The following is a 25,348-nucleotide window of genomic DNA, read 5'->3' as shown; positions in this document are numbered from 1 at the left end:
AAGAGACAGGCCCATGCCTGACCGCCTGCGCTTCTTCATTGATTCCACTCCCACCCCCACCGGCGTGGCGCTCCTTGTCTGTGATGAGGAAGGCCGCCTGCGCGCGCTGGACTGGGAGGGCTACGAGGCCCGCATGCACCGGCTCTTGCGCCTGCACTACGGCGAGGGCGGCTGCGTCCTGGAGCCCGCGCGCGACCCTTCCGGCCGGACCTCCGCGCTCCAGGCCTATCTGCGCGGAGACCTGTCCGCCATCACCTCCCTTCCCGTGGAGACCGCCGGCACGCCCTTCCAACGCGAGGTCTGGCGCGCCCTCCGGGAGATTCCGGCGGGCACGACCACCACCTACGGGCGGCTCGCCGAACGCATCGGGCGCCCCAAGGCCATTCGCGCCGTGGGGCTGGCCAATGGCGCCAATCCCATCAGCATCGTCGTCCCGTGCCACCGCGTCATCGGCTCCAATGCCTCACTCACCGGCTATGCCGGGGGGCTGGAACGCAAACGCTGGCTGCTCAATCATGAGCAGACCCACGCCTGAATCCCTCTCAACCCCTCACTGGAGCTTCCTCGCATGACCGCCCGTCCAGACACCGCCAGCACCTTCCGCGCGCTGCACCAGGGGCCTGACCTGCTCCTGCTTCCGAATGCCTGGGATGCCGGCAGCGCCCGCCTCTTCGAGAGCCTGGGCGCCCGTGCCATCGCCACCACCAGCGCGGGCGTCGCCTGGGCCCTGGGCTTCCCGGACGGCAACGCGCTGCCCATCGATGCGCTGGTCGCCACGGTGCGCGCCATCGCCAGCGTCATCCGCGTCCCCCTCACCGTGGACGCCGAAGCGGGCTACTCCGACGACCCGGCCACCGCCGGTGAGAACGTGGCGCGCCTCCTGTCCGAGGGCGCCGTGGGCTGCAACCTGGAGGACGGCAACGGGCCTCCGGAATTGCTCGCCGCGAAGATTGAGCGCGTGAAGCAGGCCGGCGCGCGCCTGGGCATCGACGTCTTCGTCAACGCGCGCACGGACGTCTACCTGCGCAAGCTCGTGCCGCCCGAGCGCCGCGTGGAGGAGGCGCTGGCCCGTGCCGCCCGCTACCAGCAGGCCGGCGCGGATGGCCTCTTCGTCGCGGGCATCACGGACGCGGCCGACATCCAGGCCATCACCCGGGGCACCCCGCTGCCCGTGAACGTGCTCGCGCGGCAGGACCTCCCCGCTCTGGCGGAATTGCAACGGCTGGGCGTGCGGCGGCTCAGCGCCGGCTCCGCCATCGCGGAGTCCATGTGGGGCCGGGCCGGTGCGCTCGCCACCGCCTTCCTCCGCGAGGGACACTCTCCGGCCCTGTTCGAAGCCGCCGCCAGCTATCCGTCCCTCAACGGGCTGATGCCCCGGAAGTAACACCCACCGCCGCGGAAGGAGCCGAGCCATGTCCCAGGAGGATCGTCAGCGCTGGAACGACCGCTACCAGCAGGCCTCCGCGCCGCGGGAGCCCTCCGACTTCCTCCGCTCGCTCGCGGACCGGCTGCCCCGAAAGGGCCGGGCGCTCGACCTGGCCGGCGGCCCGGGACACGACGCGTGCTGGCTCGCGCGGCGCGGGCTGGACGTGACCCTGGTGGACATCTCCGACGTGGCGCTGGCTCAGGCGGAAACCCTGGCGCGCGACGCGGGCGTCTCCCTCACGCGCCTGCGCCTGGACCTGGAAGCCGAAGCGCTGCCGCCCGGTCCGTTCGATCTCGTCGTGTGCTTGAACTACCTCTGGCGGCCGCTCTTCGCCGCGGTGCCAGGACTGCTCGCACCGGGTGGGCTGTTTGTCTTCGCCCAGCCCACCCGGAGCAACCTGCAACGCCATCCGCACCCGTCCGCGCGCTTCCTCCTGGACGAGGGTGAACTGCCCACCCTGCTCCAGGGGCTTCAATCCCTCTCATTCACCGAGGGCTGGACGGGCTCCGGGCGTCACGAGGCGCGCGTGCTTGCACGGCGTCCCGTCAATGACAGCCAGGGCTGAACGCATCAGCCGAGAGCCCCGAGAGGACTCAGAAGCTCCAGCACGTCGCGGACGGCGTACGGCCGCAGTACGACGCGCCAAAGGGCTGGCACTCACCGTAATAGACGATGCCCGGCTCGAAGAAGAACCAGGGGCCGTTGGCGGTGCACCGCACGGAACAGCGGCGCGCGCCGTTGTCATAGCCCTCACAGAGGCCCTGCTCGGAGGTGGCCAGGGACGGCGTCGGATCCCCCGTCCCCTCCTCCGTCTCCACTCCGCCACAGGCTGCGAGGAGGGAACCGACGGCGAGGCTGGCGATGAAGGTCTTCAGGTGCATGGGGTGGGCTTCCAGTGAGCACCGGCGAAGTGCGCGGCGCCGGGCGTTGATACATCAGCCGTCCGGCCCGCCCCAAACGCCCCAGGCGCCCTTCAGCTCCGGCGCTTGTACTGGATTTCAATGGCCCGCTGCGGCTCGGCCCCGGGCTCGATGTTGAAGTGCGTGACGACCAGGGAGTCCGGGCCGGTCACCTGGATGTCCACCCGCCAGCCCCAGCGGGGCGACTGCTCGCCGACGGAGTAGCTGCCGAGCACGGAGAAGCGGTCACTCACCCCGGCCTCTCCCTGCAGCGCCATGATGTCCGTGCCGACGTGGAAGGTGTCCACCCACGACATGGTGAACCGCTGCCCGTCCAGGTGGTAGCCCAGCGTCGCGATCCCGGTCAGCGGCGTGCCCCCCATGGCGGACGTGTACTGGTGCACCACGAAGCGTCCGTCGAGCACGCTCTGGAAGCTGCCGGTGATGGGCGACTCGTCCTCCACCTTGTCGGGCTGGAACCACGTGCGCGCGACGCCCTCCCACGCGCCAACCAGCTGGGAGAGGAGGTGATGAGGACCGGCGGACAGGGATTGCTGCAGGCGTTCCTGGCTCATGGGCGGGGAGTCTCCCGGACGCCCCCCTGGCAGGTCCACTCCTTTGCTTTCTCCGCCATGGACGCGCCCGCGTCATTACATTGATGCCCCGCTTCGCTTCCCTTCAGGAGTCTTCCTTGCCCACGACTTCCGCCTATGCCGCCCCCAGCGCGAAGGCCGCGCTCGGCCCCTTCACCCTGGAGCGCCGCGAGCCGCGCCCCCAGGACGTGCTCATCGACATCCAGTACTGCGGCGTGTGTCACTCCGACATCCACCAGGCCCGCGACGAGTGGGGCGGCGCCCTCTTCCCGATGGTGCCGGGCCACGAGATCGTCGGGAAGGTGTCGAAGGTGGGCAGCGCCGTCACCACGTTCAAGGTCGGTGACAGCGTGGGCGTGGGCTGCTTCGTGGACTCGTGCCGCGAGTGCCCCCAGTGCCTCAAGGGCGAGGAGCAGTACTGCGACCGCGGCTCGGTGAACACCTACAACGGCCGCGACTACGAGGGGCAGCCCACCTTCGGCGGCTACTCCACCCACATCACCGTGGACGCGAAGTACGTGCTGCGCATCCCGGAGGGCATCCCGCTGGACCGCGCCGCGCCGCTCCTGTGCGCGGGCATCACCACGTACTCGCCCCTGCGCTACTACGGCGTGAAGGCGGGCAGCAAGCTGGCCGTCGTGGGCCTGGGCGGCCTGGGCCACATGGCCGTGAAGCTGGGCAAGGCAATGGGCGCGGAGGTGACGGTGCTCAGCACCTCGCCGTCCAAGCGCGACGACGCGCTCGCCCTGGGCGCCACGCACTTCGCCGCCACGTCCGAAAAGCAGACGTTCAAGGCGCTGCGGCGGTCCTTCGACTTCGTGCTCGACACCGTCTCCGCGCAGCACGACTACAACGCCTATCTGAGCCTGCTGAAGACGGACGGCACGATGATCATCGTCGGCGCGCCGGAAACGCCGACGCCCCTGGCGGCCTTCTCGCTCATCCCCCGCCGGCTCAAGCTGGGCGGCTCGATGATTGGCGGCATCCGCGAGACGCAGGAGATGCTCGACTTCTGCGCGAAGCACCAGGTCGCCTCCGACGTGGAGGTCATCCCCATCCAGAAGATCAACGAGGCCTACGAGCGCATGCTCAAGAACGACGTGCGCTACCGCTTCGTCATCGACACGGCGAGCCTGCGGGCGAAGTAGCCGTCTCCGGAGCTGCGGCGGAGCTCCGGCGGAGCTCTGGCGGAGCTCCGGTGAAGCCCCGGCGTTCGTTCTCGCCGGGGCCTTTCCGTCGCGCTTCATCAGCCGCGCCAGGCCGTCCAGAGCGACACGAGGCCGAAGAGGAAGAAGAGCGCGGCGGTCACCCAGCGCACGTACTTCATGTTCACCCGCCCGGACAGCCGGTCGCCCAGGAACACCGCGAGGCCGTCCGACACCAGCATCCCCGCGGTGGTGCCCAGCGTCACCAGCACCGGGGCCTGGTAGCGCGCGGCCACCGCCATGGTGGCCAGCTGCGTCTTGTCGCCCATCTCCGCCATGAAGAAGAGCGCCACCGTGGTGAGGAAGGCGCCGAAGCGCGGAGGCTTGTCACCCTCCTCGTCCAGCGTGTCCGGCTTGAGCGTCCACAGGCCGAAGCCCAGGAACAGCACTGCCAGGACCAGCGCCATCACCCGCGCGGGGACGTGCGTGGACACCCATGTGCCCACCGACGACGCCAGCGCGTGGTTGGCCACCGTGGCCACGAAGATTCCACCCAGCACCACCCACGGCTTGCGGAACCTGGACGCCAGCGAGAACGCCAGCAGCTGCGTCTTGTCGCCCATCTCACTGGCGGCGACGAGGACGAATGAACCCACGATGGCTTCCAACGACACGATGACACTCCATCCCAGTCCTGGCACGGAGGGCGTCGGGTGGAGCGCGTCAGGGAGGAGCGCGCAACGACGGACCTCGGCCAGGGAGCATTGAATCCCTGTCCGAAGGTCTCGTTCGTCTCGCGCTTCGCGAGATGGGGGCCCGGGCTGTCACCAGCCAGTGTGTCGAGCGCCCCTCCGCCCCTCGCTGCCGGGCGGGAACTACTCCCCTTACGTGGATGCGCGAGTAACAGCGCACCGGGTGGCAAGTCAACCCGCCGCGTCGCGCGTTCCTTTTTTTGACGACACGAGAGGCCGGCCCCCTAATGCCCACGCCAGGTCGGTAGCGGCCTGTAGCAGCATTCCTGGAGGAAGCCCGATGCAGGATGGAAGCGCCAGCCCGCTGAGCCCCGACGCTCCGTCGTCCCCGTCCGCGGTGGAACCCGGTGAGGTCCGAAGCCCCGAGGCCGACATCGTCTCCACCCACGTCCTCGTTCCCGAGGAGCAGGTGCACAAGCTGCGCGAGCTGGCGCGGCGCACCCGCATCCACCAGAGCGAGTACCTGCGCGAGGCCGTGGAGGACCTGCTGTCGAAGTACGGCCGCATGCCCGCCAAGACAGAGGGCGAGTCGTGAGCGGCCTCCTGCCCCGCCGCCGTGCGCTGTCGCTGCGTGAACGGCTGCGGCGCTGGCTGGAGCAGGAACTGTAGTCCTCTCCCCGCTGCCTCCAGGGCCTCCCTGGAGCCGCCGCGGGGGAACACGCTAGGGTCGCACGCCTCCCCTCTTCCGGAGCCGCGCCCTGATGCGTTCCGCACTGCTGACCGCCCTCCTCGCGCTGGCCGCCACCGGCTGCGCCACCCCCGGCTTCGAGAAGCTCTACCCCGGCATGACGGCCGCCCAGGTGGCGGACACCATGGGCAAGGGGCCGGCGCGGGCCCAGGAGTTCCCGGACGGCTCGTCGGCCTGGTACTTCGACGAGGACCACTGCGTGCTCATGCGCGACCAGGTGCTCGTGGCCAAGTCCACCACCGAGACGCGCACCGCGGTGCACACGCCCGTGGCGTCCCTCAAGCAACAGGACAAGGCCTGGTGCGGCCCGCCGGGCACCGACGGCCGGCACGAGGAGCGCATCGAGACGCCCTTCGGCACCTTCAAGGGCAGCGTGGACCCCGCCGCCGTCAGCGACCAGGTGCGCAAGGGCGTCCGCCCGCGGCAGGCCCCGCAGGCTGCCGACGGGGGACAGCCTACGCCCTAGCAAGGGAACGCCTCAGGCCGCCGAGCGGGTGGCCGCGGTGTCGTCGCCCTTCTTCATGTTCCCCGCCAGCTCGCGGAAGGACATGTGGCTGATGGACAGCAGGATGAGGCCGAAGGCGATCTGCTGCACCGTCTGGCACAGCCACAGCACGTTCGCGTACGCGAGCCCGTGCGCGTTCACCATCGCGGCGGGCAGGAACAGCCCCAGACCCACCTTCGTCGCGGCCTGGAAGGTGCCCATCATCCCGGGCGCGGCGGGGATCATGATGCCCACCACCAGCACGCACATCACGATGTAGGACTGGAACAGCGACAGGTTCATGGGCTCGCAGGCGACGCCCGGCGCCGCGCCGGAGCAGTCGAACGCGCGCGCGAGCAGCGCCATGCCCAGGCCGTTCACGCCCCAGTAGGCGAACGTGTAGAGGAAGAAGAGCGCGATGTGCTTGCGGTCGGGGAGCTGGCGCATGGCCCCCACGAAGGTGTCCACGACGTCCGCCACCTTGTCCGCGATGCCCGGGGAGAAGCGGCCCACGGTGGCGCGCACCAGCCGCACCGTGCGCTCCTGCTGCCACAGGCCCAGCAGCAGGAACACCAGACCGCCGCCGAACACGGCGAACATCAGCCACGAGCCCAGCTTCACGTACCGGACCTCGGGGGTCTCCGTCGGGACGAAGAAGAGCAGCACGCGGAACAGCGCCGCGACGAAGAGGCCATCCGTGATGCGCTCCAGCACCACGGACGTCATGGCCGCGCTGCGCCGGATGGAGCTGCGCTGGGCGATGAGGAAGGGCCGGGCGAACTCACCCAGGCGGAACGGCAGCACCAGCAGCATCATGAAGCCGATGCCGGACGCCTCGTTCAGCTTGCGGAACGGGACGTGCTCCAGGCCCGACAGCAATGCCCCCCATCGCAGCGTGCGGAACACGTGGATGAGGGTGAGGCACAGGAAGTACGGCAGGAGCCACGCGTAGTTGGCCGCCTTGAGGCTGGCGACCTGCGTGGACACATCCGTGTCCCGGAAAGCCCACCACATGAAGGCAATGGTGACGAGCAGGCTGGCGATGAGGTTGACGGCGCGTTTCACGGCAGGCGGGTATACCGTCACTCTCCCCGCGACTCCAGCGGGACGCCTACCCCCCTGCCCTCCGGGGCGCACGGGCGTGGGCCTTCCAGCGGCCCGCTCCCCTGCCCTGTCGCCCAAAGGGGCCGGCAGTCCTTCAGCACCGGACGGCGGCTCAGGCGTCGTGCCGGCGCGTCTCACCGTCGGAGGGCAGCTCGTCCTCCTGCTGCTCGGCCTGACGGTCGGGCACGCGGTATTCCTCGCCCAGCCAGCGGCCCAGGTCCACGGCGCGGCAGCGGCGGGAGCAGAAGGGTTGGGAGGTGTTTTCCGGGCGCGGCGGCACGGGCTTCTGACAGATGGGACACGGCGCGAGTGGCATGGTGGATGTCCTCCTAGATAAGCCTTGACGCTCCGGCGGGCCAGGACGTTTCGTGCGCCGCCTCGTGCAGACCCCCTCGGACACCGCTCACACGCTGTTGCAAGGCGACCGGCTGTCCCGGGACTTCACCGCCGTGGGCGTGGAGGACACGGTCGCCCAGGCGCTGGAGAAGCTGCGCGCCCACCCCGGCACCGGGGAGATCTTCTACTGCTACGCGTGTGACCCGGACGGCCGCCTGGTGGGCGTGGTGCCCATCCGCAAGCTGATCCGCGCCGGCCCCGACGAGCGCATCGCGTCGCTGATGTTCACACGGGTGGTGAAGCTGCCGGTGGACGCGTCCGACGCGGTGGTGGAGGACTTCTTCGTCACCTACCGCTTCCTGGCGTTCCCGGTGGTGGACGCGGACGGGCGCATCGTGGGCGTGGTGGAGATGAACCAGTTCGTGGACGCGTTCTCCGACACCCTCTTCGACGAGGTGGAGGGCCGCGTGCGCGACGAGGTCTACCGCTTCGTGGGCCTCCCGGAGGGCGAGGAGCGCGAGACGCGGCCGGGGCGCATGGCGCTCAAGCGCTTCCCGTGGCTGCTCGTGAACATCGCCGGCGGGTTCCTGGCGGCCACGACGACGCGGCTGTTCGAGCGCACGGTGGCGGAGCTGGTGGTGGTGAGCGCCTTCATCCCCATGGTGCTGGTGCTGTCGGAGAGCCTGGGCGTGCAGACGACGGCGGTCTCGGTGTCGATGGTCACGCACGGCGAGGTGGACAAGAAGGTGGTGGCGCGCGAGGTGGTGGCCGCGAGCCTGGCCGGGTTGATGGCGGCGACGGTGGTGGCGCTGCTGGGGCGCATCTATTCGCCGGGGTTCGGCTTCCCCCTGGCGCTGTTCGTGGCGGTGACGGTGTCCGCCTCGCTGGCGTCGTGCCTGGGCGGGGTGCTGCCGTTCCTCTTCAAGCGGTTGAAGGTGGATCCGCACCTGGCGTCGGCGCCGCTGGTGCTGGCGATCTCCGACAACGTGACGCTGCTGGCGTACTTCGGATTGGTGACGCGGTTGCTGTTGTAACGGCGTTGGATTCTCTTGCTGAAAGGGGGCAGGGTCATGAAGGTCGTGCGCATCACGAAGCCGGGCGGTCCGGAGGTCCTCGCGTTCGACGAGCGGCCGGAGCCAATGCCGGGGCCGTACGACGTGCAGGTGCGGGTGCGGGCCAGCGCGCTCAACCGGGCGGACCTGCTCCAGGTGCGCGGCGCCTATCCGCCGCCCCCCGACGCGCCCCAGGACGTGCCGGGCCTGGAGTACGCGGGCGAGGTGGTGGCGGTGGGCCCGCGCGCGCGGAAGTTCCAGCCAGGCGACCGGGTGATGGGGCTCGTCGGCGGGGGCGCGTGGAGCGAGGTGCTCACCACGCACGAGCGCGAGGTGCTGCGCATGCCCAAGGGCATGGACTTCGCGGACGCGGCGGCGCTGCCGGAGGCGTACCTCACGGCGTACGACGCGCTGGTGCTCCAGGCGGACCTGCGGCCCGGGGAGACGGTGCTGGTGCACGCGGTGGCGAGCGGCGTGGGGTCCGCCGCGGCGCTGCTCTGCCGGGCGATGGGCGTGCGGGTGGTGGGCACGGGGCGCAGCGCGGACAAGCTGGCGCGGGCCTCGGAATGGGGCGTGGGCCAGACGGTGCTGTGTGAGAGCAACCCGCCGGTGTTCGCGGACGCGGTGCTGGCCGCGACGGGTGGCCGGGGCGCGGACGTGTGCCTGGACCTGGTGGGCGGCGCCTACCTGCCGGAGTCCGTGAAGGCCATGGCGCCCCGGGGGCGGCTGATGCAGGTGGGCTCGGTGGCGGGGGCGCGCGCGGAGCTGGACCTGGGGCTGGTGATGCGCAAGCGGCTCACGCTCACGGGGACGGTGCTGCGCAGCAGGCCCGCCGAGGAGAAGATGCTGCTCACGCAGGTGGCGGAGCGGCAGCTGCTGCCCCTGTTCGACTCCGGCGCGCTGAAGGCCGTGGTGGATGCGGTGCTTCCCATGACGGAGCTCCGCTCGGGACTGGAGCGGATGGCGGGCAACGGCACGGTAGGGAAGATCGTCGTTCGCTGGGACTGAAGCCGCTACACGGTCCGCTTGCGGGCGGGGGCCTTCTTCACCGCCCGCTTGGGAGCGGCGACGGCGGGCTCCTGCGCCTTGAGCACCCTGGCGGAAGCGCACCGGCGCCAGGCCTCCTTGAGCAGGGATTGCAGCAGGGGCCGGTCCACGGTGGTGAGCCGGACGATGACCATGGGCCAGTCTTGATAGTGCGGCGTCACCAGGAAGACGTCTGGCTGTGATTGCAGCAGCGCCTCGCGGTGGTCGAAGTCCACCTTGATGACGATGGAGTCGTCATCCAGTACCCGCGCGAAGAGCGTGTCGCTCACCCGGAAGCCGGGCGTGCCATAGGAACGGCGCTCCTCCGTCGCCGGGAGCGCCAGCGCCAGCTCACGCACGTCGTCCACCGTGAGCCGTCCCTTGCTCGCCGTGGGCTTCGCCTTCGCCACCGTCTTCTTCCGGACCGCCATCCGTGTCCTCCCTGCCCGCTTGCCGCCCTGGCACCGGACGTTATCGAAGCCATTGCGCCCGGGGAGCGGAACCGTATCCTGCGCCGCCATGGCTACCCACTTCGACCCCGCCGCCGCCGCGCAGCCGGGCTCCGGCATCTTCGGCCTCCCCCACTCCCCCGACGAGGCCCACGTCGTCGTCATCCCCGTGCCCTTCGAGGCCACCACCAGCTACGGCGGTGGCACGTCCAACGGCCCCGCCGCCCTGCTGGAGGCCAGCAAGCAGGTGGACCTGTTCGACGTGGAGACCGGCCGGCCCTACGAGCGCGGCATCGCCATGCTGGAGGCCCCCGCGGAGCTGCACATGTGGAACGAGCGCGCCAAGGAGCGTGCCCTGCTCGTCATCGAAGCGGGCGGCATCGAGTCCGGTGACGCCGAGCTGCTCTCCGCCGCGACGGACGTGAACGGCTTCAGCGAGAAGCTCAACGACCACGTCTACCGCACCACGAAGCACTGGCTGGAGCAGGGCAAGCGCGTGGCGGCCGTGGGAGGCGATCACGCCATCTCCTTCGGCATCATCCAGGCCCACGCGGAGAAGTACCCCGGCATGGGCGTGCTCCACCTGGACGCGCACGCCGACCTGCGCGTCGCGTACGAGGGCTTCACCTGGTCGCACGCGTCCATCTTCTACAACGTGTGCGAGCGCATCCCGGGCGTGAAGACGCTGGTCCAGGTGGGCCTGCGCGACATGAGCGAGAACGAGCACCGCTACATCGAGGACTCCGGCGGCCGCATCCACGCCTTCTACGACGCCGTCCTCCAGCAGAACCGCTTCGACGGCCTGCCCTGGAACCAGCAGGTGAAGCAGATCGTCGACAAGCTGCCGCAGCAGGTCTACCTGTCCTTCGACATCGACGGCCTGGACCCCGTGCTGTGCCCGAACACCGGCACCCCTGTCCCCGGCGGCCTGTCCTTCCCGGAGGCCACCGCGCTCGTCGCGGGCGTCGTGCGCTCGGGCCGCACCATCGTCGGCTTCGACCTCACCGAAGTGGCCCCCGACCCGGAAGGCAGCGAGTGGGACGCCAACGTGGGCGCCCGCCTGCTCTACAAGATGATTGGCTGGATGCTGAAGTCGCAGAAGGCCTGAGGCTTCAGGCCACGCGCGGCAGCGACACGCTGAACGTCGCACCCTGCCCGGGGTGCGACTCGGCGGAGAGCGCGCCGCCGTGCAGCTTCGCCAGCTCCGAGGCCACGTAGAGCCCCAGCGCCTCTCCTCGCGCGGGGCCCTCCGGGAAGGGCTGGAACAGCCGGGGCAGCTCCGCCTCCGGGATGCCCGGCCCCCGGTCGCTCACGCGCACCAGCACCTGCTCCGGGGACGCCTTCAGCTCCACGCGCACCTCGCCCTGCCGGGCCGCGTTCGCCAGGAGCACGTCGAACACCTGCTCCAGGCGCTCCGGGTCGAATCTCAGGCCCACCGCCTCCGGGGGCACCGACACCTCCACGGGCACGCCGGGCCCCGCCGTGCGGCACCTCGCGACGGACGCCTCCAGGTGCCGGCGCAGGTCGCCCTCCACTGGCCGCAACGTCACGCTGCCCGCGCTCAGGCGGGCCGCGTCCTGGAGGTAGTGCCCCATCCGCTCCAGCGACTGCAGCTGCGTGCTCAGCGCCTCCACCGCGCCCTTGCCGGGCTGCGGCAGGTCGCGGAGCGTGCGCAGCTGCTCGCGCGCGGCCTCCAGCGGCCCCTGGAGCGACTGCGCCACCCAGCGGCTCAGCGCCTCCACCGGCGTCGAGGGCTCCGCGGGCACGGCGGGGGCCTTCTCCAGCACGTCGTGGATCAGCGTCTCGAAGTCGGTGATTTCAAAGGGCTTGTTGAGGAACGCGGACGCATCCGGCGAGCCCTGCTGGAGCACGGCGCTCAGCAGGATGATGGGCACGTCGCGCAGGCCCGGCTCCTGCTTCAGCCGGCTGCACAGCTCCATGCCGCTCATGCGCGGCATCATGTGGTCCGTCACCACCAGCCGCGGCCGGTGCGCCCGGGCGAGCGCCAGGGCCTCCTCGCCATCCCGTGCGCGCACCACGTCGTGCCCCAGGTCCTCAATCACCTGGCTCAGGACCTCCAGCACCGCGGGTTCATCATCCGCGACCAGGACGAGACTCATGTGCAACCACTCCCTCGGCCCCCGCGGGCATCAAGAAACTCGCCGCGCCGGGACGCCCAGGGCCCGCCCTGCGCTCCCGGGCCGCAATCGGGCCGGGGCAGGGACGTTCTGCCTGAAGTGCGTTCGTTCACGGCCGCGTCATCTGGTCTATGAAGAGCCGGACGCCGCTTCCAGACACCCAGGGAATGGCTGCGGCCTTCCCGACATTCAGACTGTCTTCCGGGAGACAATTTCCGGCGGCGTATGGAGGAAGGGCATGAGGGCAGCACACATCCGGTGGGGGCTCTTGCTGACGGGGCTCGTGCTGGCGCTTCCGGCGCACGCGGACCTGTCCCGCCGGCGCAGCGACGTGGTGGAGGTGGTGCAGAAGGTCTCCCCGGCGGTCGTCTACATCGGCACCGAACAGGAGGTGGAGTCACGCTTCCGGGGCCGGCCGCGCTCGCCGCTGGAGGAGTTCTTCGGCCAGGGGATGGATCAGCCGGACACGCGCCAGCGCATCACCGGCCTGGGCAGCGGCGCCATCATCGACCCGTCCGGCATCATCGTCACCAACGACCACGTCATCCGGGGCGCCTCCGCCATCCACGTGGTGCTCGCGGACGGGCGCACCTTCGACGCGGAGGTGGTGGGCAGCGACGCGAACAACGACCTGGCCGTCCTCAAGGTCAACGCGAAGGAGCCCCTGCCCACCGCGAAGCTGGGCACCAGCTCCGACTTGATGATTGGCGAGACGGTGGTGGCCATTGGCAGCCCGTTCGGCCTGAGCAAGACGGTGACGGCGGGCGTGGTGTCCGCCACGGGCCGCACCTTCCGCGCGGACGACCGCGTCTACAACGACTTCCTCCAGACGGACGCGGCCATCAACCCGGGCAACTCCGGCGGGCCGCTGCTCAACGTGGACGGGGAGATCATCGGCATCAACACCGCCATCTACGCGAACGGCCAGGGCATCGGCTTCGCCATCCCCGCGGACAAGGTGCGGCGCATCGTGGAGGAGCTCACGCGCTTCGGGAAGGTGCGCCCTGCGTGGGTGGGCATGGACACGGCGGACCTGCCCGCGCAGGTGGCCGCGCGGCTCGGGTGGGACCGCACATACGGCGTCATCGTGACGAACGTGGATCCGGACAGCCCCGCCGCGCAGGCCGGTGTGCAGCGTGGCGACGTGGTCGCGGAGCTGGGCGGATCGCGCATCCAGGACGCGGAGGATTTCGACTCGCGCGTGCGCGGCTATCCGGCGCGCTCGGTCTTCCCCTTGGTCCTCTTCCGAGCAGGCGGCAACCGCACGGTGCAGGTGACGCCGGTCGAATTTCCTGCTCGCCTGCTTGAAACCCTGGCGTGGGAGAAGCTGGGACTCCGAGTGAAGGAGAGCAAGGGCGGGATGGCGATTGCGTCCGTGCGGCCGGGGTCCGCTGCCTCGGAGATTGGCCTGGAGCCGGGGGACGTGCTGTTGAGGATGAACAATCAGCCTGTCCCAACGGGTGACACTTTCCGTGAAGCCCTGCTGACGGCGCGACGGGGACGTAGCGTGCTGTTGCTCGTGCGACGCGGGCGTTACGGCTACCACCTGACGCTGCCTTTCGAAGGGCAGCGGCTCTAGGTACATCCCGGGGATTCCAGGATCGATGGGAAGGGCACTAGCATGCCGTTCCCATGAGTTCGCCTCGCTATCAATCACTCGGCCCCCTCCTTGCTGGAGAGGGCTCGCGTGCCTTCCTCGGCCTGTCGCTGGAGGACGGCGCCACGCCCCGCCCCGTCGTGCTCATCTGGGCACCGCCTGAGATTGCCCAGAACCCGGAGCTGGTGGCGCGCCTGGAGCGCGAGACGAACCGCGCCATCGTCTTCGAACACCCGAACATCCTGCGCGTGTACGGCCTGGAGAAGCTGGACGGGGGCCTGGCGCGAGTCACCGAGTTCGCGGACGGCGAGCCCCTGCGGCGCGTGCTGGAAGCGAACCCGCGCATGTCGCCCGCGTTCGCGTCGCTGGTGGTGGCGGACGCGGCGATGGGGCTGCACTACGCGCACGTCGCCGGCAACGACGACGGTTCGCCGCTGGTGCACGGAGACATCCGGCCCGAGACGCTGATGGTGTCCTTCAGCGGCTTCACGAAGGTGACGGGCTACGGAGCACTCTCCGTGGCGCCGCGCGAGCGCGGTGGCAAGCGCGTGAAGAACCGCCGCGCGTACACGTCCCCGGAGCAGCTGCTGGGCGGGCGCGAAGCGGTCAACGTGCAGTCGGACGTGTTCCTGCTGGGGCTCACGCTGCACGAGTGCCTCACGGGAAAGATGCCGTTCAAGGAGTCGGCGGATCCGGACAAGGCGGTGCTCAACCGCGCCCTGCCCCCGATGCCGGCGGACGTGCCGCTGAAGCTGGATGCCGTCGTGCGCCGCGCGACGACGAAGCGCGCGCTGGAGCGCTACCCGTCGGCGCTCGCGTTCCGCGAGGCGCTGGTAGAGGCCATCGGGAAGCTGCCGGAGCACGAGGAGTTCGCGGCGCACCTGGCGAAGCTGTTCCCGCCTGAGAGCGAGGCGCGCGCGGCGCGGCGGGCGACGATTGAGAAGGGCATCGCGGAGGCGCTGTCGAAGGCGGGCATGCCCGCGCCGCAGATCGCGGAGCTCATCGCGCAGGGCGTGGGGCTCGCGGAGCCCGTGAAGAACAAGGTGCCGGAGTTCTCTTCGTCGGTGGGCAGCACGTCCGCACAGCCCGTGGCCACCGCGCCGCAGCCGTCTGCCTCCGTGCAAGCGCCGGCCTCCGCGCCCGCCCAGACCACACAGGCATCGACGCCCGCGCAGGCCCCGCAGAGCACTCCTGTCGCGGTTCCAGCCCAGAGCCCTGTCCCGAGCACCGCGAACCCGGTCAGGGGTCAGGGCCCTCACGGTGCCACGGCTCAGACCGTGACGCCCTCCCCTGCCCCCACGACCTCCACGGAGACGCGTCCTACGGGCCCCATCTTCGGCGGCGCGGCGAGCCCCGCTGCGGCGCAGGCCGTGGCGGCACAGAAGCCTTCGCGCTCCTGGGTGCCGTTCGTGGTGGGCGGTCTCGTGCTGACGCTCGGCGCGGGCGCGGTGATCGTCCAACGCCAGCTCCAGGGCACGATGACGGTAGAGACCTTCGACGCGGGCCTGCCGGCCGTGGTGGTGGCCGAGCCCTTCGACGCGGGCATCGAGGACGCGGGCGTGGACGCCGGTGTGGACGCGGGCCCGACCATGGGCATCCTGGACCTCACCGTGGAGCCTCGCGTGGAGGTCACGCTCAACAACGCGCTCCTGGGCCGCACGCCGCTGTCCGCGTCACTGCCGCCGGGCAAGCACCTGCTGACCTTCACCAACGGCGCGCTCGGCATCTCCGTGTCGCGCACCGTGACGGTGGCCCCCACGGGCCGCTCCGCCTACCAGTTCTTCCTCAACAAGGCCTTCATCAACGTGCGAGGCCCGGCCGGAGCCAACGTCACCATCGATGGCAAGCCCGCGGGCACGGTCCCCGTGGAGGAGCTGGACGTCTACGAGGGCTACCACCGCCTCAACGTCACCGTGGGCCCGTCGCACTGGCAGAAGACCTTCACCATCGAGCCCGGTCAGCGCGTCAACTTCGACGTGGACTTCCAGGAGCCCCAGGAGGCCGTGGAGGAGTAACCGCTGGTTGGCGTAAAGACTCCGCCACGGGCCGCAGGTTCGATTCCTGCCGCCGCCATCCCGAGAAGCCCAGCAATCTTGAAGGGTTGCTGGGTTTTGATTTGTCCTCGTTTTCATCATGTGCCCCGCGCCAGCTCGTCCGGCGCACGTTGAGCTTGCCGCGCCGCAAGTCCAGGTCTGCCCACTGGACTATCAGCGCCGCGGACTCATCCTGGACGGACTGCGCTGACCGGAGGCCACCCGTTCGCTGACGCGCGCTACGTCGTCGCTACCAGCAGCGCCTCGCCGCTCCCCGGCCGGAGCCCGTCGGCCCTGCCCGCGAAATAGCGCTCCGTGAGCTGCGCGGCGGAGACGTGCTGGACGTCCGCGAAGCCGGCCTCGCGCGCCAATGCGAGGATTTCCTCCGGGGGGAAGAAGCTGAGGAAGGGCGTGCCGGCCGCCCGTGCGCTTCGCGCGGCACCCTCGAGGCCCGCGCGCTCCTCCGGTTCGATGAGCTCGAACGGGAGGATGAAGGACATCGCGAACGTCGAGCCCGGGGCGAGCCCCGCCACCTGTCGCAGCGTCGCCATGTTCGCCTCCTTCGTCAGGTACATGGCGACGCCCGTCGAGGCGATCACGGCGGGCCTCTTCGGGTCGAAGCCCGCGCGCACGAGCTGCTCCAGCCAGGACTCGTTCGCCTCGAAGTCCACCGGCACGAAGTGCAGATGCTCGGGGATCGCGAGGCCAAGCTCGGCGAGCCGCGAACGCTTCCACGCCTGCGTGTCCGGCTGCTCGACCTCGAACACGCTCAGCGACTCGGTGAGCCCGCGCCTGCGCTGCGCGAACGTGTCCAGGCCCGCCCCGAGCAGCACGTACTGCGAGACGCCCTCCCTGGCGCGCGCTTCGACAAGGTCCTCGATGAACCGGGCACGCGCCACGATGGACGCCCGCGAGCGGGCCATTCGCGCCGGATGCATGTCCGGCCGCTGTCGCCAGCCCTCATCCGGAGCCACGAGCTGGAGGCCCACCTCGTCTTCGAGCACGTGCGGCGCTGCGTCCACCTGCACATGCAGGGCACGCCACAACGCGACCCGGACGGCGGTGTGGTCGGGAGCAGCGATGGCCGTGTCAGCCATGGGGGTGCTCCTTGTGGGTGCCCGCGGGCGACGCCGCCTGCACGCTCAGGTGCCGGCCGTCGGGGTCCGCGAGGAGCATCTCGAGCGCGCCCCAATGCTGCGCTTCGAACGGGCGCACGACGCGGCCTGAATCCGGAGGCGAGAACTTCGCGGCGTCGCGCACCGCGATCATCGGCTGAAGCAGCAGCGGAGTGCCCTCCGGACGCTCGGCGACGAAGAGGAACGGCCCGCCCCCCGGATGGCGGAGCTGTCCGGAGTGGTGGTCGGTCTCGAACTCCAGCTCGTATCCGAGCGCCTTCCAGAACGCGACCGTCTTGCCCCAGTTGTGCGTTTCGATGAGCAGTCCTGCGATTCCGTCCGTCGTCATGGCTTCCTCCGCTTCGATGGCTGCTGGTCGAGGTAGGCGCGCAGGGCGGCAGCCACGATGGCCGACAGCGACTGCTCGGTCTCGACCGCGTGGTGCTTGACCTCGCGGATGAGCTCCGTCGGCAGGTACACGTTGAACTGCTTCACGTCGTCGGCCACTCGAGCCTCCTCGCACTAGATTGCTAGCATGCTAGCATACTGCAAGCCAAGGGGCGTACCGGGCGTGCCACGAAAGACTGGCGCGCCCCGCGGATTCCCTGTACTCAATGACCCAAAATGCGAATCGGGTCATTTCGTTCAAGCCACGAGCCTCAGCCCCCGCAGGACGACGGGCAGCAGCGCCTCCAGGCGGCTCTTCGCCAGCGCCTCGGTGGGCAGCGCCCGGCCCTCATCCGGCAGGCCGCAGCTGCGGGCGATTCGCATCAGCACCCGGGCCAGCTCGGATGCCTCGAACCCGTCAATGGGCAAGGTGACGCGCGCCTCCTTCGCCGCGAGCTCGAGGTCCTTCGCGAGCAGCTTCGCGAAGCGCACGTCCATGGCCTTGAGCACGTCGCCCGCCACCGAGTCCTTCGACGCGAGCAGCTCCTCGGCATGCGGGGACGCGTTCACGTAGCCCTGGAGCCACGCGTACTTCGCCACCAGCCGCGCGCGGATGCGCTCCGTCCCGGTCCGGGCCGAGCCCACCGCCTCCTCGGAGCGGGCCAGCAGCTCGTCGCACAGGTCCTCGCAGACGGCGCGGAAGAGCGCGTCCTTCGAGTCGAACGCCAGGTACACGGTGCCCTTCGCCACGTTGGCGTGCCGCGCGACGTCCTCCATCGACGTGCGGCGCACGCCGTACTGCACGAACAGCGCACGGGCCGCCTTCACCAGCAGGGCCGGGTCACTGCGACGCACGCGGCCGGTCGAGCTCTTCTTCATGTCTTCTCTCTTCGCAAGGAGCAGTGCCATGGCGCAACAGACAAACGCAGCTTCCGTTTCGAAGGCAGTCCTCATCACCGGGTGCGGCTCAGGCATTGGCAAGGCGACGGCGCTGCACCTCGCCGCGAAGGGGTGGAACGTCTACGCCACCGCGCGGAAGACATCTCAGCTGAAGGACCTGGAGGCCGCGGGCTGCAAGGTCCTGGCGCTTGATGTCACGGACGAGGCGTCCATGAAGGCCGCGGTGAAGGCCGTCGAGCAGTCCGAGGGCGCGGTCGGCGTGTTGATCAACAACGCGGGCTACTCGCAGTCGGGCGCCATCGAGGCGGTGTCGATGGAGAAGGTGCGCGCGCAGTTCGAGACCAACGTCTTCGGCGTGGTGCGGCTGAGCCAGCTCGTGCTGCCCGGCATGCGGCGCCAGGGCTACGGCCGCATCGTCAACCTGAGCTCCATGGGCGGCAAGCTCGTCTTCCCAGGCGGCGGCTACTACCACGCCACCAAGTACGCCATCGAGGCGCTCAGCGACGCGCTGCGCTTCGAGGTGAAGGGCTTCGGCGTCGACGTGGTGTTGATCGAGCCCGGGCTCATCCGCTCCGGCTTCAGCGAGGCCGCGGTCTCGTCCATGGCGACGAATGACGCGGAGGAGGTGTACACGCACTTCCACGACGCGGTCGCGAAGGCCACGAAGGAGTCCTATGAGAAGGGCCCGCTCGCGAAGCTGGCCGGCTCGTCCGACGACGTCGCGAAGGTCATCGCCAGGGCGCTCACCGCGAAGAACCCGAAGCCGCGCTACACCGTCACGGGTTCAGCGACGCTGCTCTTGACCCAGAAGTCGCTGCTGACCGACCGCGCGTGGGACCGGTTCCTGGGCTCGAACTTCCCGCGGCCCGGTTCCAAGGCGGCTTGAGCCCCGGTGGGCCGAGTCACCCTATCCCGCCAAACTACAACGCTTGCGTGCCTGCCCGGAATCCGCCCCGATGCACGAAGGAGGTGAGGGGAAATGGCCCCCGGTTTCGTTGGGCGAGGGTCCCAAACCTGGAAGGGCCACGAATGAGATACCTCCTGCTCCTGCTCCCCTTGCTTTCGAGTTGCGCCTCACCTTCCAGGGGGGTGGCCCCAAAGGAGGCCGTGGTGGTCTCCGACGCCGACCGCATCGTTCGGGACCTTTGCGACAAGCGGCTTGCCCTGCTGGGCGAGGACAGCCACCACGGCGGTGGCACGACCCTCACCTTCAAGGTGGAGCTGACACGCAGGCTCGTGGAGGAATGCCACTACGATGCCTTCTTCATCGAATCCGGCACCTATGACTTCATCCACCTCCAGGCGCTGCTGAAGGAGGGGCAGCCGGTCAGCGAGGACACGGTCGCCTCCGCGATCGGCTTGATGTGGGCCCAGCAGGAGATGAAACCCCTGGTCCAGTTCCTCGCCGGGCGGCTCAATGCGGGAACCCTCCAGGCTGGCGGGCTCGATGATCAGATTGGCAAGGGCACCTACGCCAACCGCCAGATGACGGGGGAGCTCATCCCCTTCCTGAAGGGAACGAGGCAGGCCGAGTGCGGGGCGGCGCTCGAGCGGCACATGGCCTGGCGATACGACGAAGCCCACCCGTACACGGCGGAGTCCGCGAGGTTCATCCTGGGCTGTTGGAAGGAGGTGGGGGAGGTGCTCTCCGGGCCCGGAGCGGGTGCGAACCCGAGGCTCCAGGGGCAGTTGCAGATGGTCCGCAACCTGGAGCGGTTCTTCACCCGTGAAGCCATGGAGCACGCGAGCGGGACCCCTGACTGGCGCGGTCACGACGATCGTGACCACTCCATGTTCATGAACCTGGAATGGCTCCTGTCCCAGTCCCCCAATCCCAGGAAGGCCATTGTCTGGACCGCCACCGTTCATGCCGCAAAAGACCTCAGGGGCGTCGATGCGAACGAACGACACCGGACTCCCTTCGGCTCCTATGTCCATGAGAGGTTCGGGGACCAATCCTTCGTGCTTGGCTTCTCCGCGGGCTCCGGAAGCCATTCGCTTGGCAGCAGTGGTCGCATCTATCCCCTCGCGCCCGCACCGGCCGACTCCCTGGAGGGCCAGGTGTTGTCTGGTCACACGTCAAATACCCGGTATCTGGAAGGTCACCAGCTTCGTGACCTGGGTCCCAGGGTGGCCCGTCCATTGACCTACGCGTGGATGACGGCCCCCTGGGCAACGGTCATGGATGGACTGCTGATCTTTCGGGAAGAAACCCTGCCGCACCCACTGCCCCACTGATTCCCGTCCGGGAACGGGCAACAGGCGCCTCAGAACTCCGCGACGAACGCCAGCTCGCAGACCCGCTCGCGACATGAGAACACGTGCAGCGCCCCGTCGAGGAACTGCCCGCCCTCGTAGTCGAGCAGGTGCAGCATCTCGCCATGCGCGCAGCTCGGCGTCGCGTCGGCCTGGTCCCAGCCCGCCACGCCGCCGAGGCGAGCTCCACCCCAGCTCGCGCCGCCGCGCTGCTGCGCGAGCCAGTCGTCGTACTCCACGTCGACCTCCTCGAGCTGATCCGGATCGAAGCCTTCGGGGAACGGCCCGTCGAGTTCGAGCGTATCGAAGCCGAAGAGCGCGCTCGACGCGGTCTCCGGCGTGATCTCCGAGCGATAGCGGTACCAGCTCGCCGGCGGGAGCTCGGTCGCCGGCGAGGCCGGCGTCACCCGCTGGCTCTCGCGCAGCCAGCCACTCGACGCCGATTGCCACGCCTCGGGGCCGGTCACGCGGTGTCTCGGCTCCACCAGGCGGACGTACGCGACGCGCGCATCGCTGTTCTTCGCGACGCCGCAGTGAAAGCAGAAGAGCGCGGCGAGGCCGCGGCCGCCGGGGAGGAAGTCCGCGAGCACGGCCGGCGCGATCTGGACGCACATCTCCAGCGGGCGAGCGCAGATGCCGCAGCTCGGCCAGCGCGGCTCGTCAAGCCAGGCAACGGAGCCGTGCGCGAAGCAATCGCCGGGGCTGGGATCGAAGCGCTCGGGCTTCAGGTAATGCGGCACCTTCAGATCGACGCAGGTGGGCGCGGTCTCGCGGAGTTCGCGGCGCCAGGGCGCGAACAGCGGGTGCTCGGGGATCTCGGGGCGAGGCGCCTTACGCGCGCAGGGCACGCAGGTCTCGGCGACGTCGCTCCAGCGCGGGTGCTCGCGCACGAAGGTCGGCCATGGGGTCTTCTTCAGCGCGCGGATCGGTTCGGCCTTGGGCTCTTCGGTGGCCGCGGGCGCGACGACGAGCGGCGTCACCATCACCGCCTTGGGCACGCCCTTGTAGCCCGGCGCGATGCCGTGCACCTCGACCCGGGTGCCGACCGAGGGGTTCACGGCGAAGCTCTTGAGCGCGGTGCCGCCGAAGCGCACCCGCCCGCCTTCGTCGAGCTCGATCCACCCGAGGGCGTCAATGGGGTTGAGCTCGACGATCGTCCCTTTTTGCCCACTCATCGCGCGGAACGCTAACACGCCGGCTGGAGGTGGCGATGCGGGTCAGAGGAGGCCCGGGTCGATGCGTGCCGCGAAGATCGCGAGGAGCGCGCGGAAGTCCCTGGCGACCACCCGCGTCTCATCCCCTTCTTCATGGAGCCAGAGATGGACGCGCCCCTCCGCGTCCAGCAGCAAGAGGTCGCCATCACGGCCGAACAAAGGTGCCACCATCTCGGTAAGGTGCGCGGTCGAGACGTCGCGCCGAAGCCCCTCGCGAAGGTCGGTATCAGCCTGGGGCTCGTAAAGCCCCCAGCCGCCGATATCAATCAACACCTCCCCCGCGCCGTCCGCCAACTCGGCGAGCCCATCCGGGCACGGAAGTCGCCACTCGGCGTACTGCCGGCGCCAGGCATCCCCGAATGGGTAGAAGTCCTCCCCGGAGTCGGGCTCGATCACTTCCTTCGGGATGGCCAGGGAGAGCACGGCCTCGACCAGCGTGCGGGTCGGGAGCTGTTCGTGCGATGGCCGCGCGGGGGCCTCGATGCCAAGCACAGCACACACCTGTGCATGACTGGCGAGCGAGCCCCAGAGCGCTGTCCCGCGGTCAAAGCGCGCCGAGGCGGAGAGCGGCCCGACGACGACGGGTTCGAAGCCCGCATCGCGCGCGAGCTGCGCCGCCGTGGCCGCGGCCTCGGGGTCATCCGAGGCGATGGGAACCGAGGGTGGCACGAGCGCGACCGTCGGGCCGAACAAGGCTCGCTCGTGGAGCGTGTTGAAAGCCTTCACCGTTCGCGCGCCCGGGAACAGCGCTCCGGTCAACGATCCAGAGCCGCGCTGAGAATTGCCCAACCTGGCCGCGTAGTAAGGATCCTCGGGGTTCGTCACGTCGATCACGACCACTCCGGACAGCGCCTGTTGCGAGGCTTCGGCGACGTCCTTGAGGGCCGAGACGGGCGTCGCCAGCACGATGACCTCCCCGTGAGACAGCGCCCGCGAAACGTCACCGACCGCGACCGGTGGCTCCACGGACACCTGCCACGGCCGCCGGACCCCAATGCGGACGTCGTGCCCTGCCCTCGCCCACAGCGTGCCGAGCTGCACGCCGATCCGTCCCCCGCCGATGATCCCGATGCGGAGCGGCCTGTCGGTGTGGGGCACAGCCACACTCCCGGCGGCCATGGCCTGCGGCGCGGCGGTGGCGCCGAGTTGCGCTTCGAGCCGTGCAGCCGACCCGGAGCCGCGACGGTGCAGCTCCGCGACGACGCGCGACGCTTCCTCACGGTTTCCCCAGTACCTCTGCGGGGCCAGGGCGTTCCCGTGCTCCAGGAGCTGGCGCTCAGACCACCAGCGGAGCTCTATTTGCCAGCGCGCGAGCTGTTCCGCGGGCTGCCGCTCGAACCAGGCCAGGTACTCCGGACGAAGGGCCTCGCGGCCTTCCGGCGGCAGCCAGGCGAAGAACTCCGCGACGACAGGCGCATCCGCCGCTTCGACCCCGCGTTGAAAGGCCTGACGCGCATCTTCGACGCCGCCCGCCACCTCGCCCGCAGTCAATTGTGCCCGGGCACGGGCGAGAAGAAGCCAGGGCCGCTCCGAGATAAAGGCTTCCGGCAACAGCGCGGTGACGCTTGCGAGTCGCTGCTGGCGCTCGCAGATCTCGACCGCGATCAGGTGCGAGACGTTGTAGTGCCGTCCCGGGGCGACCCGGCACAGATAGGCGAGCTCGAGGCCGTCAGACAGCCGCTCCAGGACACCGCGAAGACGTTCGTGGATCGCATGGATCGGGTGCACGCCACCGGAGTTGACGAGCTCGAGCAGGCAGCCCCCGTCCGGGTCACGACGCAACCGAAGGGGCCACGATTCGCGCCTGGGGTCTGGCGCGGACTCTCCTCCAACGAAGGGTAAGCTCACGAACCCCGACAGTAGGCCAACGCACGCCGGGACGCCCGGAAACCTCGGAACAGGAAAACCCCATGTTTCATCCCACAGCGATACTCAAAGACACCGGGAACGCGGACCTTCATGTCGGCTTCGTGTCCTGTTTTGGCGAGCCGTCAGTGCAGTGGGCGTTCGTGGACGCCGAAGGCCAGTTCTCAGGGCTGGGATCCATCCGGGTCTCGAAAGTCGAAGAGTTCATCGAGGCCTTGCGCCGTGCCAGCCAGGAAGCCCTCGACAACGACCCTCGCTAGCCCCATGGCTGCTCGTCAAGAAGTGATCTTCTGGGGGCGCAGCAGCGCGGCGGCCAGCACGGCTCCGTAGAGCGCCGCGCTTCCATGGACCGCGAGCGCGAAGCCGAGCGAGGCGCCGCCATGCATTACGGTCAGCGCGTCCACGGTGGGCATCACGATGCACGCGAGGACGAAGACGCCCGCGGCCTTTCGCTGCCGGATGGCCACCAGGGCGAACATCGCCAGTGCCAGCCCGAGGTCCCTGCCCGCCTTGACGTACAGCCAGGGGATGACCTCGCTTCCGGAGTCGGCCAGACCGAAGCCCCTGGCCGCGCTGATCGGATCCAGCACGGCCCTCAGGCTGAGGAACAGCATGAAGCCGCCCAGCAGCAAGGTGAACAAGGCCGTGGGCGAAGTGAGCTTCCAGGGCAACTGTGCAGGGTTCGGGTTCATGAGGCCTCCAGTTGAAGCGCGGGTGTCGTTCATGACTGGGAATGTGCCGTTCGGGCCTCGGGGATGCCATTCGCGGACGGCTCAACCTTTTGTCTGAAACGCTCAGGGCCTGAGCGCTGGGGGCAGCTCGCTGCTAGCTTCGAGAGCATGGACCTCTCGCATGCTTCCGACCTGCTGGGGCAGATCCTCGAGCGAACCCGTCTGCGAGGACAGCTCTACTGCCGCACCGTGGCGCGGGCTCCCTGGGGGCTGCGCTTCGCGCCTACGACCTCAGCGGCCCTGCACCTGGTGATCGCGGGCTCCTGTCACCTCACCCAGGGCCGGGACACCGTGGCGCTGGGGCCTGGGGACGTCGTGCTGCTGCCGCGCGGCGACGGACATGCCGTAGCGGACTCGCCCCGCAGCCCCAAGCTGCGCCTGGAGGACTGGCTGGCGGCACGTGGAGAAGGGGCTTCCTCGTATGTGCTGGGCGGGGACGGCGCGGAGTCGCGGCTGCTCTGCGGCGTCTTCGCGTTCGACGAGCCGGGGGCGCATCCCGTGTTGCGGCTGCTTCCCGAGCGGGTCCACCTGCGAGGGGCGTCCGAGGACGCGCGTGCCCTGCTGCCCACGGTGTCGATGCTCGAACGGGAGTACGCGCGGGGTGAGCGGGGCTCCTCGGTCATCGTCTCCCGGCTGCTCGACATCCTCCTGGTGCAGGTGCTTCGGGCCTGGGCGGACGCGCAGCCACCGGGCGGCGCGGGCTGGTTGGGCGCGCTCGGAGACCGGACGCTCGCCAGCGCCCTGGGCTGGATGCACGCGGAGCCGGGGCGGAGCTGGACCGTGAGCGAGCTGGCGCGGCGTTCGGGGACCTCAAGGGCGACGCTCGCGCGGCGCTTCGCGAGCGAGGTGGGCGTGGCGCCGCTTGAGTACCTCACGCGGCTTCGGATGCAGGAGGCCGCGCACGCACTGCGTGAGGGACAGGACGGGCTCGCGGCCATCGCGGGCCGCGTGGGTTACGAGTCCGAGTTCGCCTTCAATCGGGCCTTCCGGCGGGAGATGGGCGTGCCTCCCGGCGAGTACCGGCGCAAGGCGCGTGAAGTCCAAGGGTCCTGACATCCGCGTCCCCTGGGGGGCCCCCACGCGCGTGCCAGCCCTGGCACGTTCGCTCGGGAGGCGCCCCCGCCTGTCTCTTATACCCATCTGACGCTGCCGACGAT

29 protein-coding genes are annotated in these 25,348 nt (G+C 69.8%); 15 read left to right on the top strand and 14 right to left on the bottom strand.

The window, feature by feature from the left end; all coding sequences use genetic code 11:
• Positions 1-13 precede the first annotated feature (13 nt).
• Genes ogt through D7W79_RS14730 form a run of 3 tightly spaced genes read left to right on the top strand, consistent with a single transcriptional unit; the run spans position 14 to position 1,991 of the window.
• A complete protein-coding gene (gene ogt, locus D7W79_RS14740; protein WP_171438162.1) occupies positions 14-535 on the top strand; it encodes a methylated-DNA--[protein]-cysteine S-methyltransferase in 522 nt (173 codons plus the stop codon).
• Between the two features lie 33 nt (positions 536-568).
• Entirely contained in the window at positions 569-1,384 is an 816-nt protein-coding gene (locus D7W79_RS14735; protein ID WP_120526012.1) for an isocitrate lyase/PEP mutase family protein, read from the top strand.
• 28 nt (positions 1,385-1,412) lie between these two features.
• Positions 1,413-1,991: a class I SAM-dependent methyltransferase gene (locus D7W79_RS14730; protein ID WP_120526011.1), complete on the top strand. Its 579-nt coding sequence runs from the start codon at positions 1,413-1,415 to the stop codon at positions 1,989-1,991.
• A 28-nt stretch (positions 1,992-2,019) separates the two neighbouring features.
• On the opposite strand, the gene D7W79_RS14725 is transcribed toward D7W79_RS14730, so the two are convergent.
• Positions 2,020-2,307 carry a hypothetical protein gene (locus D7W79_RS14725; protein WP_120526010.1) on the bottom strand — a complete coding sequence of 96 codons (288 nt, stop codon included), beginning with the start codon at positions 2,305-2,307 and terminating at the stop codon, positions 2,020-2,022.
• Between the two features lie 92 nt (positions 2,308-2,399).
• A complete protein-coding gene (locus D7W79_RS14720; protein ID WP_120526009.1) occupies positions 2,400-2,900 on the bottom strand; it encodes a DUF1579 domain-containing protein in 501 nt (166 codons plus the stop codon).
• A 116-nt stretch (positions 2,901-3,016) separates the two neighbouring features.
• On the opposite strand from D7W79_RS14720, the gene D7W79_RS14715 reads away from it, so the two are divergent.
• Complete coding sequence (locus D7W79_RS14715; protein ID WP_244221778.1) at positions 3,017-4,066, top strand: NAD(P)-dependent alcohol dehydrogenase; 1,050 nt, start codon at positions 3,017-3,019, stop codon at positions 4,064-4,066.
• A gap of 98 nt (positions 4,067-4,164) precedes the next feature.
• Here the strand turns inward: D7W79_RS14715 and D7W79_RS14710 are convergent, their stop codons facing one another.
• A complete protein-coding gene (locus tag D7W79_RS14710) occupies positions 4,165-4,731 on the bottom strand; it encodes a TMEM165/GDT1 family protein (RefSeq protein WP_120526015.1) in 567 nt (188 codons plus the stop codon).
• 364 nt (positions 4,732-5,095) lie between these two features.
• Here D7W79_RS14710 and D7W79_RS14705 point away from each other — a divergent pair, with 364 nt between their 5' ends.
• Together D7W79_RS14705 and D7W79_RS14700 are read left to right on the top strand one after the other, a co-directional pair.
• Positions 5,096-5,350 carry a ribbon-helix-helix domain-containing protein gene (locus D7W79_RS14705; protein ID WP_014396286.1) on the top strand — a complete coding sequence of 85 codons (255 nt, stop codon included), beginning with the start codon at positions 5,096-5,098 and terminating at the stop codon, positions 5,348-5,350.
• Between the two features lie 166 nt (positions 5,351-5,516).
• Entirely contained in the window at positions 5,517-5,969 is a 453-nt protein-coding gene (locus D7W79_RS14700) for a hypothetical protein (RefSeq protein WP_120526007.1), read from the top strand.
• 12 nt (positions 5,970-5,981) lie between these two features.
• Here the strand turns inward: D7W79_RS14700 and D7W79_RS14695 are convergent, their stop codons facing one another.
• Together D7W79_RS14695 and D7W79_RS14690 are read right to left on the bottom strand one after the other, a co-directional pair.
• The gene (locus D7W79_RS14695) at positions 5,982-7,052 is read right to left on the bottom strand and encodes a lysylphosphatidylglycerol synthase transmembrane domain-containing protein (RefSeq protein WP_120526006.1); all 1,071 of its coding nucleotides are present in this window, start codon (positions 7,050-7,052) and stop codon (positions 5,982-5,984) included.
• 151 nt (positions 7,053-7,203) lie between these two features.
• A complete protein-coding gene (locus tag D7W79_RS14690) occupies positions 7,204-7,407 on the bottom strand; it encodes a DNA gyrase inhibitor YacG (protein WP_120526005.1) in 204 nt (67 codons plus the stop codon).
• Between the two features lie 52 nt (positions 7,408-7,459).
• Between D7W79_RS14690 and D7W79_RS14685 the strand changes: the two genes are divergently transcribed.
• A complete protein-coding gene (locus tag D7W79_RS14685) occupies positions 7,460-8,461 on the top strand; it encodes a magnesium transporter (RefSeq protein ID WP_120526004.1) in 1,002 nt (333 codons plus the stop codon).
• 36 nt (positions 8,462-8,497) lie between these two features.
• Positions 8,498-9,487 carry an NAD(P)H-quinone oxidoreductase gene (locus D7W79_RS14680; protein WP_120526003.1) on the top strand — a complete coding sequence of 330 codons (990 nt, stop codon included), beginning with the start codon at positions 8,498-8,500 and terminating at the stop codon, positions 9,485-9,487.
• A gap of 5 nt (positions 9,488-9,492) precedes the next feature.
• On the opposite strand, the gene D7W79_RS14675 is transcribed toward D7W79_RS14680, so the two are convergent.
• On the bottom strand, positions 9,493-9,936 hold the full coding sequence (locus D7W79_RS14675; RefSeq protein ID WP_120526002.1) for an MmcQ/YjbR family DNA-binding protein: 444 nt from the start codon (positions 9,934-9,936) through the stop codon (positions 9,493-9,495).
• An 88-nt stretch (positions 9,937-10,024) separates the two neighbouring features.
• On the opposite strand from D7W79_RS14675, the gene D7W79_RS14670 reads away from it, so the two are divergent.
• Positions 10,025-11,062: an agmatinase family protein gene (locus D7W79_RS14670; RefSeq protein ID WP_120526001.1), complete on the top strand. Its 1,038-nt coding sequence runs from the start codon at positions 10,025-10,027 to the stop codon at positions 11,060-11,062.
• Positions 11,063-11,066: 4 nt separating this feature from the next.
• Here the strand turns inward: D7W79_RS14670 and D7W79_RS14665 are convergent, their stop codons facing one another.
• On the bottom strand, positions 11,067-12,074 hold the full coding sequence (locus D7W79_RS14665; protein WP_120526000.1) for an ATP-binding response regulator: 1,008 nt from the start codon (positions 12,072-12,074) through the stop codon (positions 11,067-11,069).
• A gap of 256 nt (positions 12,075-12,330) precedes the next feature.
• Here D7W79_RS14665 and D7W79_RS14660 point away from each other — a divergent pair, with 256 nt between their 5' ends.
• Positions 12,331-13,671 carry a trypsin-like peptidase domain-containing protein gene (locus tag D7W79_RS14660; RefSeq protein ID WP_120525999.1) on the top strand — a complete coding sequence of 447 codons (1,341 nt, stop codon included), beginning with the start codon at positions 12,331-12,333 and terminating at the stop codon, positions 13,669-13,671.
• Positions 13,672-13,724: 53 nt separating this feature from the next.
• Entirely contained in the window at positions 13,725-15,704 is a 1,980-nt protein-coding gene (locus D7W79_RS14655; protein ID WP_120525998.1) for a serine/threonine-protein kinase, read from the top strand.
• A 257-nt stretch (positions 15,705-15,961) separates the two neighbouring features.
• Here D7W79_RS14655 and D7W79_RS14650 read toward each other — a convergent pair whose 3' ends face one another.
• From D7W79_RS14650 to D7W79_RS14635, 4 genes are all read right to left on the bottom strand, one after another.
• Entirely contained in the window at positions 15,962-16,819 is an 858-nt protein-coding gene (locus D7W79_RS14650) for a class I SAM-dependent methyltransferase (protein ID WP_120525997.1), read from the bottom strand.
• Entirely contained in the window at positions 16,812-17,186 is a 375-nt protein-coding gene (locus D7W79_RS14645; RefSeq protein WP_120525996.1) for a VOC family protein, read from the bottom strand. The genes D7W79_RS14650 and D7W79_RS14645 overlap by 8 nt, the downstream gene beginning before the upstream one ends.
• Complete coding sequence (locus tag D7W79_RS14640) at positions 17,183-17,344, bottom strand: ribbon-helix-helix domain-containing protein (RefSeq protein ID WP_120525995.1); 162 nt, start codon at positions 17,342-17,344, stop codon at positions 17,183-17,185. Before D7W79_RS14640 ends, D7W79_RS14645 begins: the two co-directional genes overlap by 4 nt.
• Positions 17,345-17,482: 138 nt before the next feature.
• A complete protein-coding gene (locus D7W79_RS14635) occupies positions 17,483-18,103 on the bottom strand; it encodes a TetR/AcrR family transcriptional regulator (RefSeq protein ID WP_158616962.1) in 621 nt (206 codons plus the stop codon).
• A gap of 28 nt (positions 18,104-18,131) precedes the next feature.
• Here D7W79_RS14635 and D7W79_RS14630 point away from each other — a divergent pair, with 28 nt between their 5' ends.
• Both D7W79_RS14630 and D7W79_RS14625 read left to right on the top strand, forming a co-directional pair.
• Positions 18,132-19,010, top strand: coding sequence for an oxidoreductase (locus D7W79_RS14630; RefSeq protein WP_120526013.1), 879 nt, complete (start codon positions 18,132-18,134; stop codon positions 19,008-19,010).
• 221 nt (positions 19,011-19,231) lie between these two features.
• Positions 19,232-20,362 carry an erythromycin esterase family protein gene (locus D7W79_RS14625; protein ID WP_244221777.1) on the top strand — a complete coding sequence of 377 codons (1,131 nt, stop codon included), beginning with the start codon at positions 19,232-19,234 and terminating at the stop codon, positions 20,360-20,362.
• Between the two features lie 29 nt (positions 20,363-20,391).
• On the opposite strand, the gene D7W79_RS43625 is transcribed toward D7W79_RS14625, so the two are convergent.
• Both D7W79_RS43625 and D7W79_RS14610 read right to left on the bottom strand, forming a co-directional pair.
• Entirely contained in the window at positions 20,392-21,555 is a 1,164-nt protein-coding gene (locus tag D7W79_RS43625) for a hypothetical protein (RefSeq protein ID WP_158616961.1), read from the bottom strand.
• A 42-nt stretch (positions 21,556-21,597) separates the two neighbouring features.
• Positions 21,598-23,322: an NADPH-dependent F420 reductase gene (locus tag D7W79_RS14610; protein ID WP_208729735.1), complete on the bottom strand. Its 1,725-nt coding sequence runs from the start codon at positions 23,320-23,322 to the stop codon at positions 21,598-21,600.
• Positions 23,323-23,504: 182 nt separating this feature from the next.
• Here D7W79_RS14610 and D7W79_RS14605 point away from each other — a divergent pair, with 182 nt between their 5' ends.
• Positions 23,505-23,720, top strand: a complete 216-nt coding sequence (locus tag D7W79_RS14605) for a hypothetical protein (protein WP_120525990.1) — start codon at positions 23,505-23,507, stop codon at positions 23,718-23,720.
• A gap of 15 nt (positions 23,721-23,735) precedes the next feature.
• On the opposite strand, the gene D7W79_RS14600 is transcribed toward D7W79_RS14605, so the two are convergent.
• Positions 23,736-24,152 carry a DUF4267 domain-containing protein gene (locus D7W79_RS14600; RefSeq protein WP_120525989.1) on the bottom strand — a complete coding sequence of 139 codons (417 nt, stop codon included), beginning with the start codon at positions 24,150-24,152 and terminating at the stop codon, positions 23,736-23,738.
• A gap of 147 nt (positions 24,153-24,299) precedes the next feature.
• Here D7W79_RS14600 and D7W79_RS14595 point away from each other — a divergent pair, with 147 nt between their 5' ends.
• The gene (locus D7W79_RS14595) at positions 24,300-25,244 is read left to right on the top strand and encodes an AraC family transcriptional regulator (RefSeq protein WP_244221776.1); all 945 of its coding nucleotides are present in this window, start codon (positions 24,300-24,302) and stop codon (positions 25,242-25,244) included.
• The last annotated feature ends 104 nt before the right edge of the window (positions 25,245-25,348 follow it).

The organism is Corallococcus exercitus (genome assembly GCF_003611585.1).
Taxonomy (GTDB): domain Bacteria; phylum Myxococcota; class Myxococcia; order Myxococcales; family Myxococcaceae; genus Corallococcus; species Corallococcus exercitus.
The sequence above is the reverse complement of the archived record's forward strand: the minus strand, read 5'-3'. Positions and strand labels throughout refer to the sequence as shown.

Coding starts and splice junctions, on each gene's coding strand:
- ogt (WP_171438162.1), top strand. CDS start 14: ATGCCTGACCGCCTGCGCTTCTTCATTGATTCCACTCCCACCCCCACC.
- D7W79_RS14735 (WP_120526012.1), top strand. CDS start 569: ATGACCGCCCGTCCAGACACCGCCAGCACCTTCCGCGCGCTGCACCAG.
- D7W79_RS14730 (WP_120526011.1), top strand. CDS start 1,413: ATGTCCCAGGAGGATCGTCAGCGCTGGAACGACCGCTACCAGCAGGCC.
- D7W79_RS14725 (WP_120526010.1), bottom strand. CDS start 2,307: ATGCACCTGAAGACCTTCATCGCCAGCCTCGCCGTCGGTTCCCTCCTC.
- D7W79_RS14720 (WP_120526009.1), bottom strand. CDS start 2,900: ATGAGCCAGGAACGCCTGCAGCAATCCCTGTCCGCCGGTCCTCATCAC.
- D7W79_RS14705 (WP_014396286.1), top strand. CDS start 5,096: ATGCAGGATGGAAGCGCCAGCCCGCTGAGCCCCGACGCTCCGTCGTCC.
- D7W79_RS14700 (WP_120526007.1), top strand. CDS start 5,517: ATGCGTTCCGCACTGCTGACCGCCCTCCTCGCGCTGGCCGCCACCGGC.
- D7W79_RS14690 (WP_120526005.1), bottom strand. CDS start 7,407: ATGCCACTCGCGCCGTGTCCCATCTGTCAGAAGCCCGTGCCGCCGCGC.
- D7W79_RS14680 (WP_120526003.1), top strand. CDS start 8,498: ATGAAGGTCGTGCGCATCACGAAGCCGGGCGGTCCGGAGGTCCTCGCG.
- D7W79_RS14675 (WP_120526002.1), bottom strand. CDS start 9,936: ATGGCGGTCCGGAAGAAGACGGTGGCGAAGGCGAAGCCCACGGCGAGC.
- D7W79_RS14670 (WP_120526001.1), top strand. CDS start 10,025: ATGGCTACCCACTTCGACCCCGCCGCCGCCGCGCAGCCGGGCTCCGGC.
- D7W79_RS14665 (WP_120526000.1), bottom strand. CDS start 12,074: ATGAGTCTCGTCCTGGTCGCGGATGATGAACCCGCGGTGCTGGAGGTC.
- D7W79_RS14660 (WP_120525999.1), top strand. CDS start 12,331: ATGAGGGCAGCACACATCCGGTGGGGGCTCTTGCTGACGGGGCTCGTG.
- D7W79_RS14655 (WP_120525998.1), top strand. CDS start 13,725: ATGAGTTCGCCTCGCTATCAATCACTCGGCCCCCTCCTTGCTGGAGAG.
- D7W79_RS14650 (WP_120525997.1), bottom strand. CDS start 16,819: ATGGCTGACACGGCCATCGCTGCTCCCGACCACACCGCCGTCCGGGTC.
- D7W79_RS14645 (WP_120525996.1), bottom strand. CDS start 17,186: ATGACGACGGACGGAATCGCAGGACTGCTCATCGAAACGCACAACTGG.
- D7W79_RS14635 (WP_158616962.1), bottom strand. CDS start 18,103: ATGAAGAAGAGCTCGACCGGCCGCGTGCGTCGCAGTGACCCGGCCCTG.
- D7W79_RS14630 (WP_120526013.1), top strand. CDS start 18,132: ATGGCGCAACAGACAAACGCAGCTTCCGTTTCGAAGGCAGTCCTCATC.
- D7W79_RS43625 (WP_158616961.1), bottom strand. CDS start 21,555: ATGAGTGGGCAAAAAGGGACGATCGTCGAGCTCAACCCCATTGACGCC.
- D7W79_RS14605 (WP_120525990.1), top strand. CDS start 23,505: ATGTTTCATCCCACAGCGATACTCAAAGACACCGGGAACGCGGACCTT.
- D7W79_RS14600 (WP_120525989.1), bottom strand. CDS start 24,152: ATGAACCCGAACCCTGCACAGTTGCCCTGGAAGCTCACTTCGCCCACG.
- D7W79_RS14595 (WP_244221776.1), top strand. CDS start 24,300: ATGGACCTCTCGCATGCTTCCGACCTGCTGGGGCAGATCCTCGAGCGA.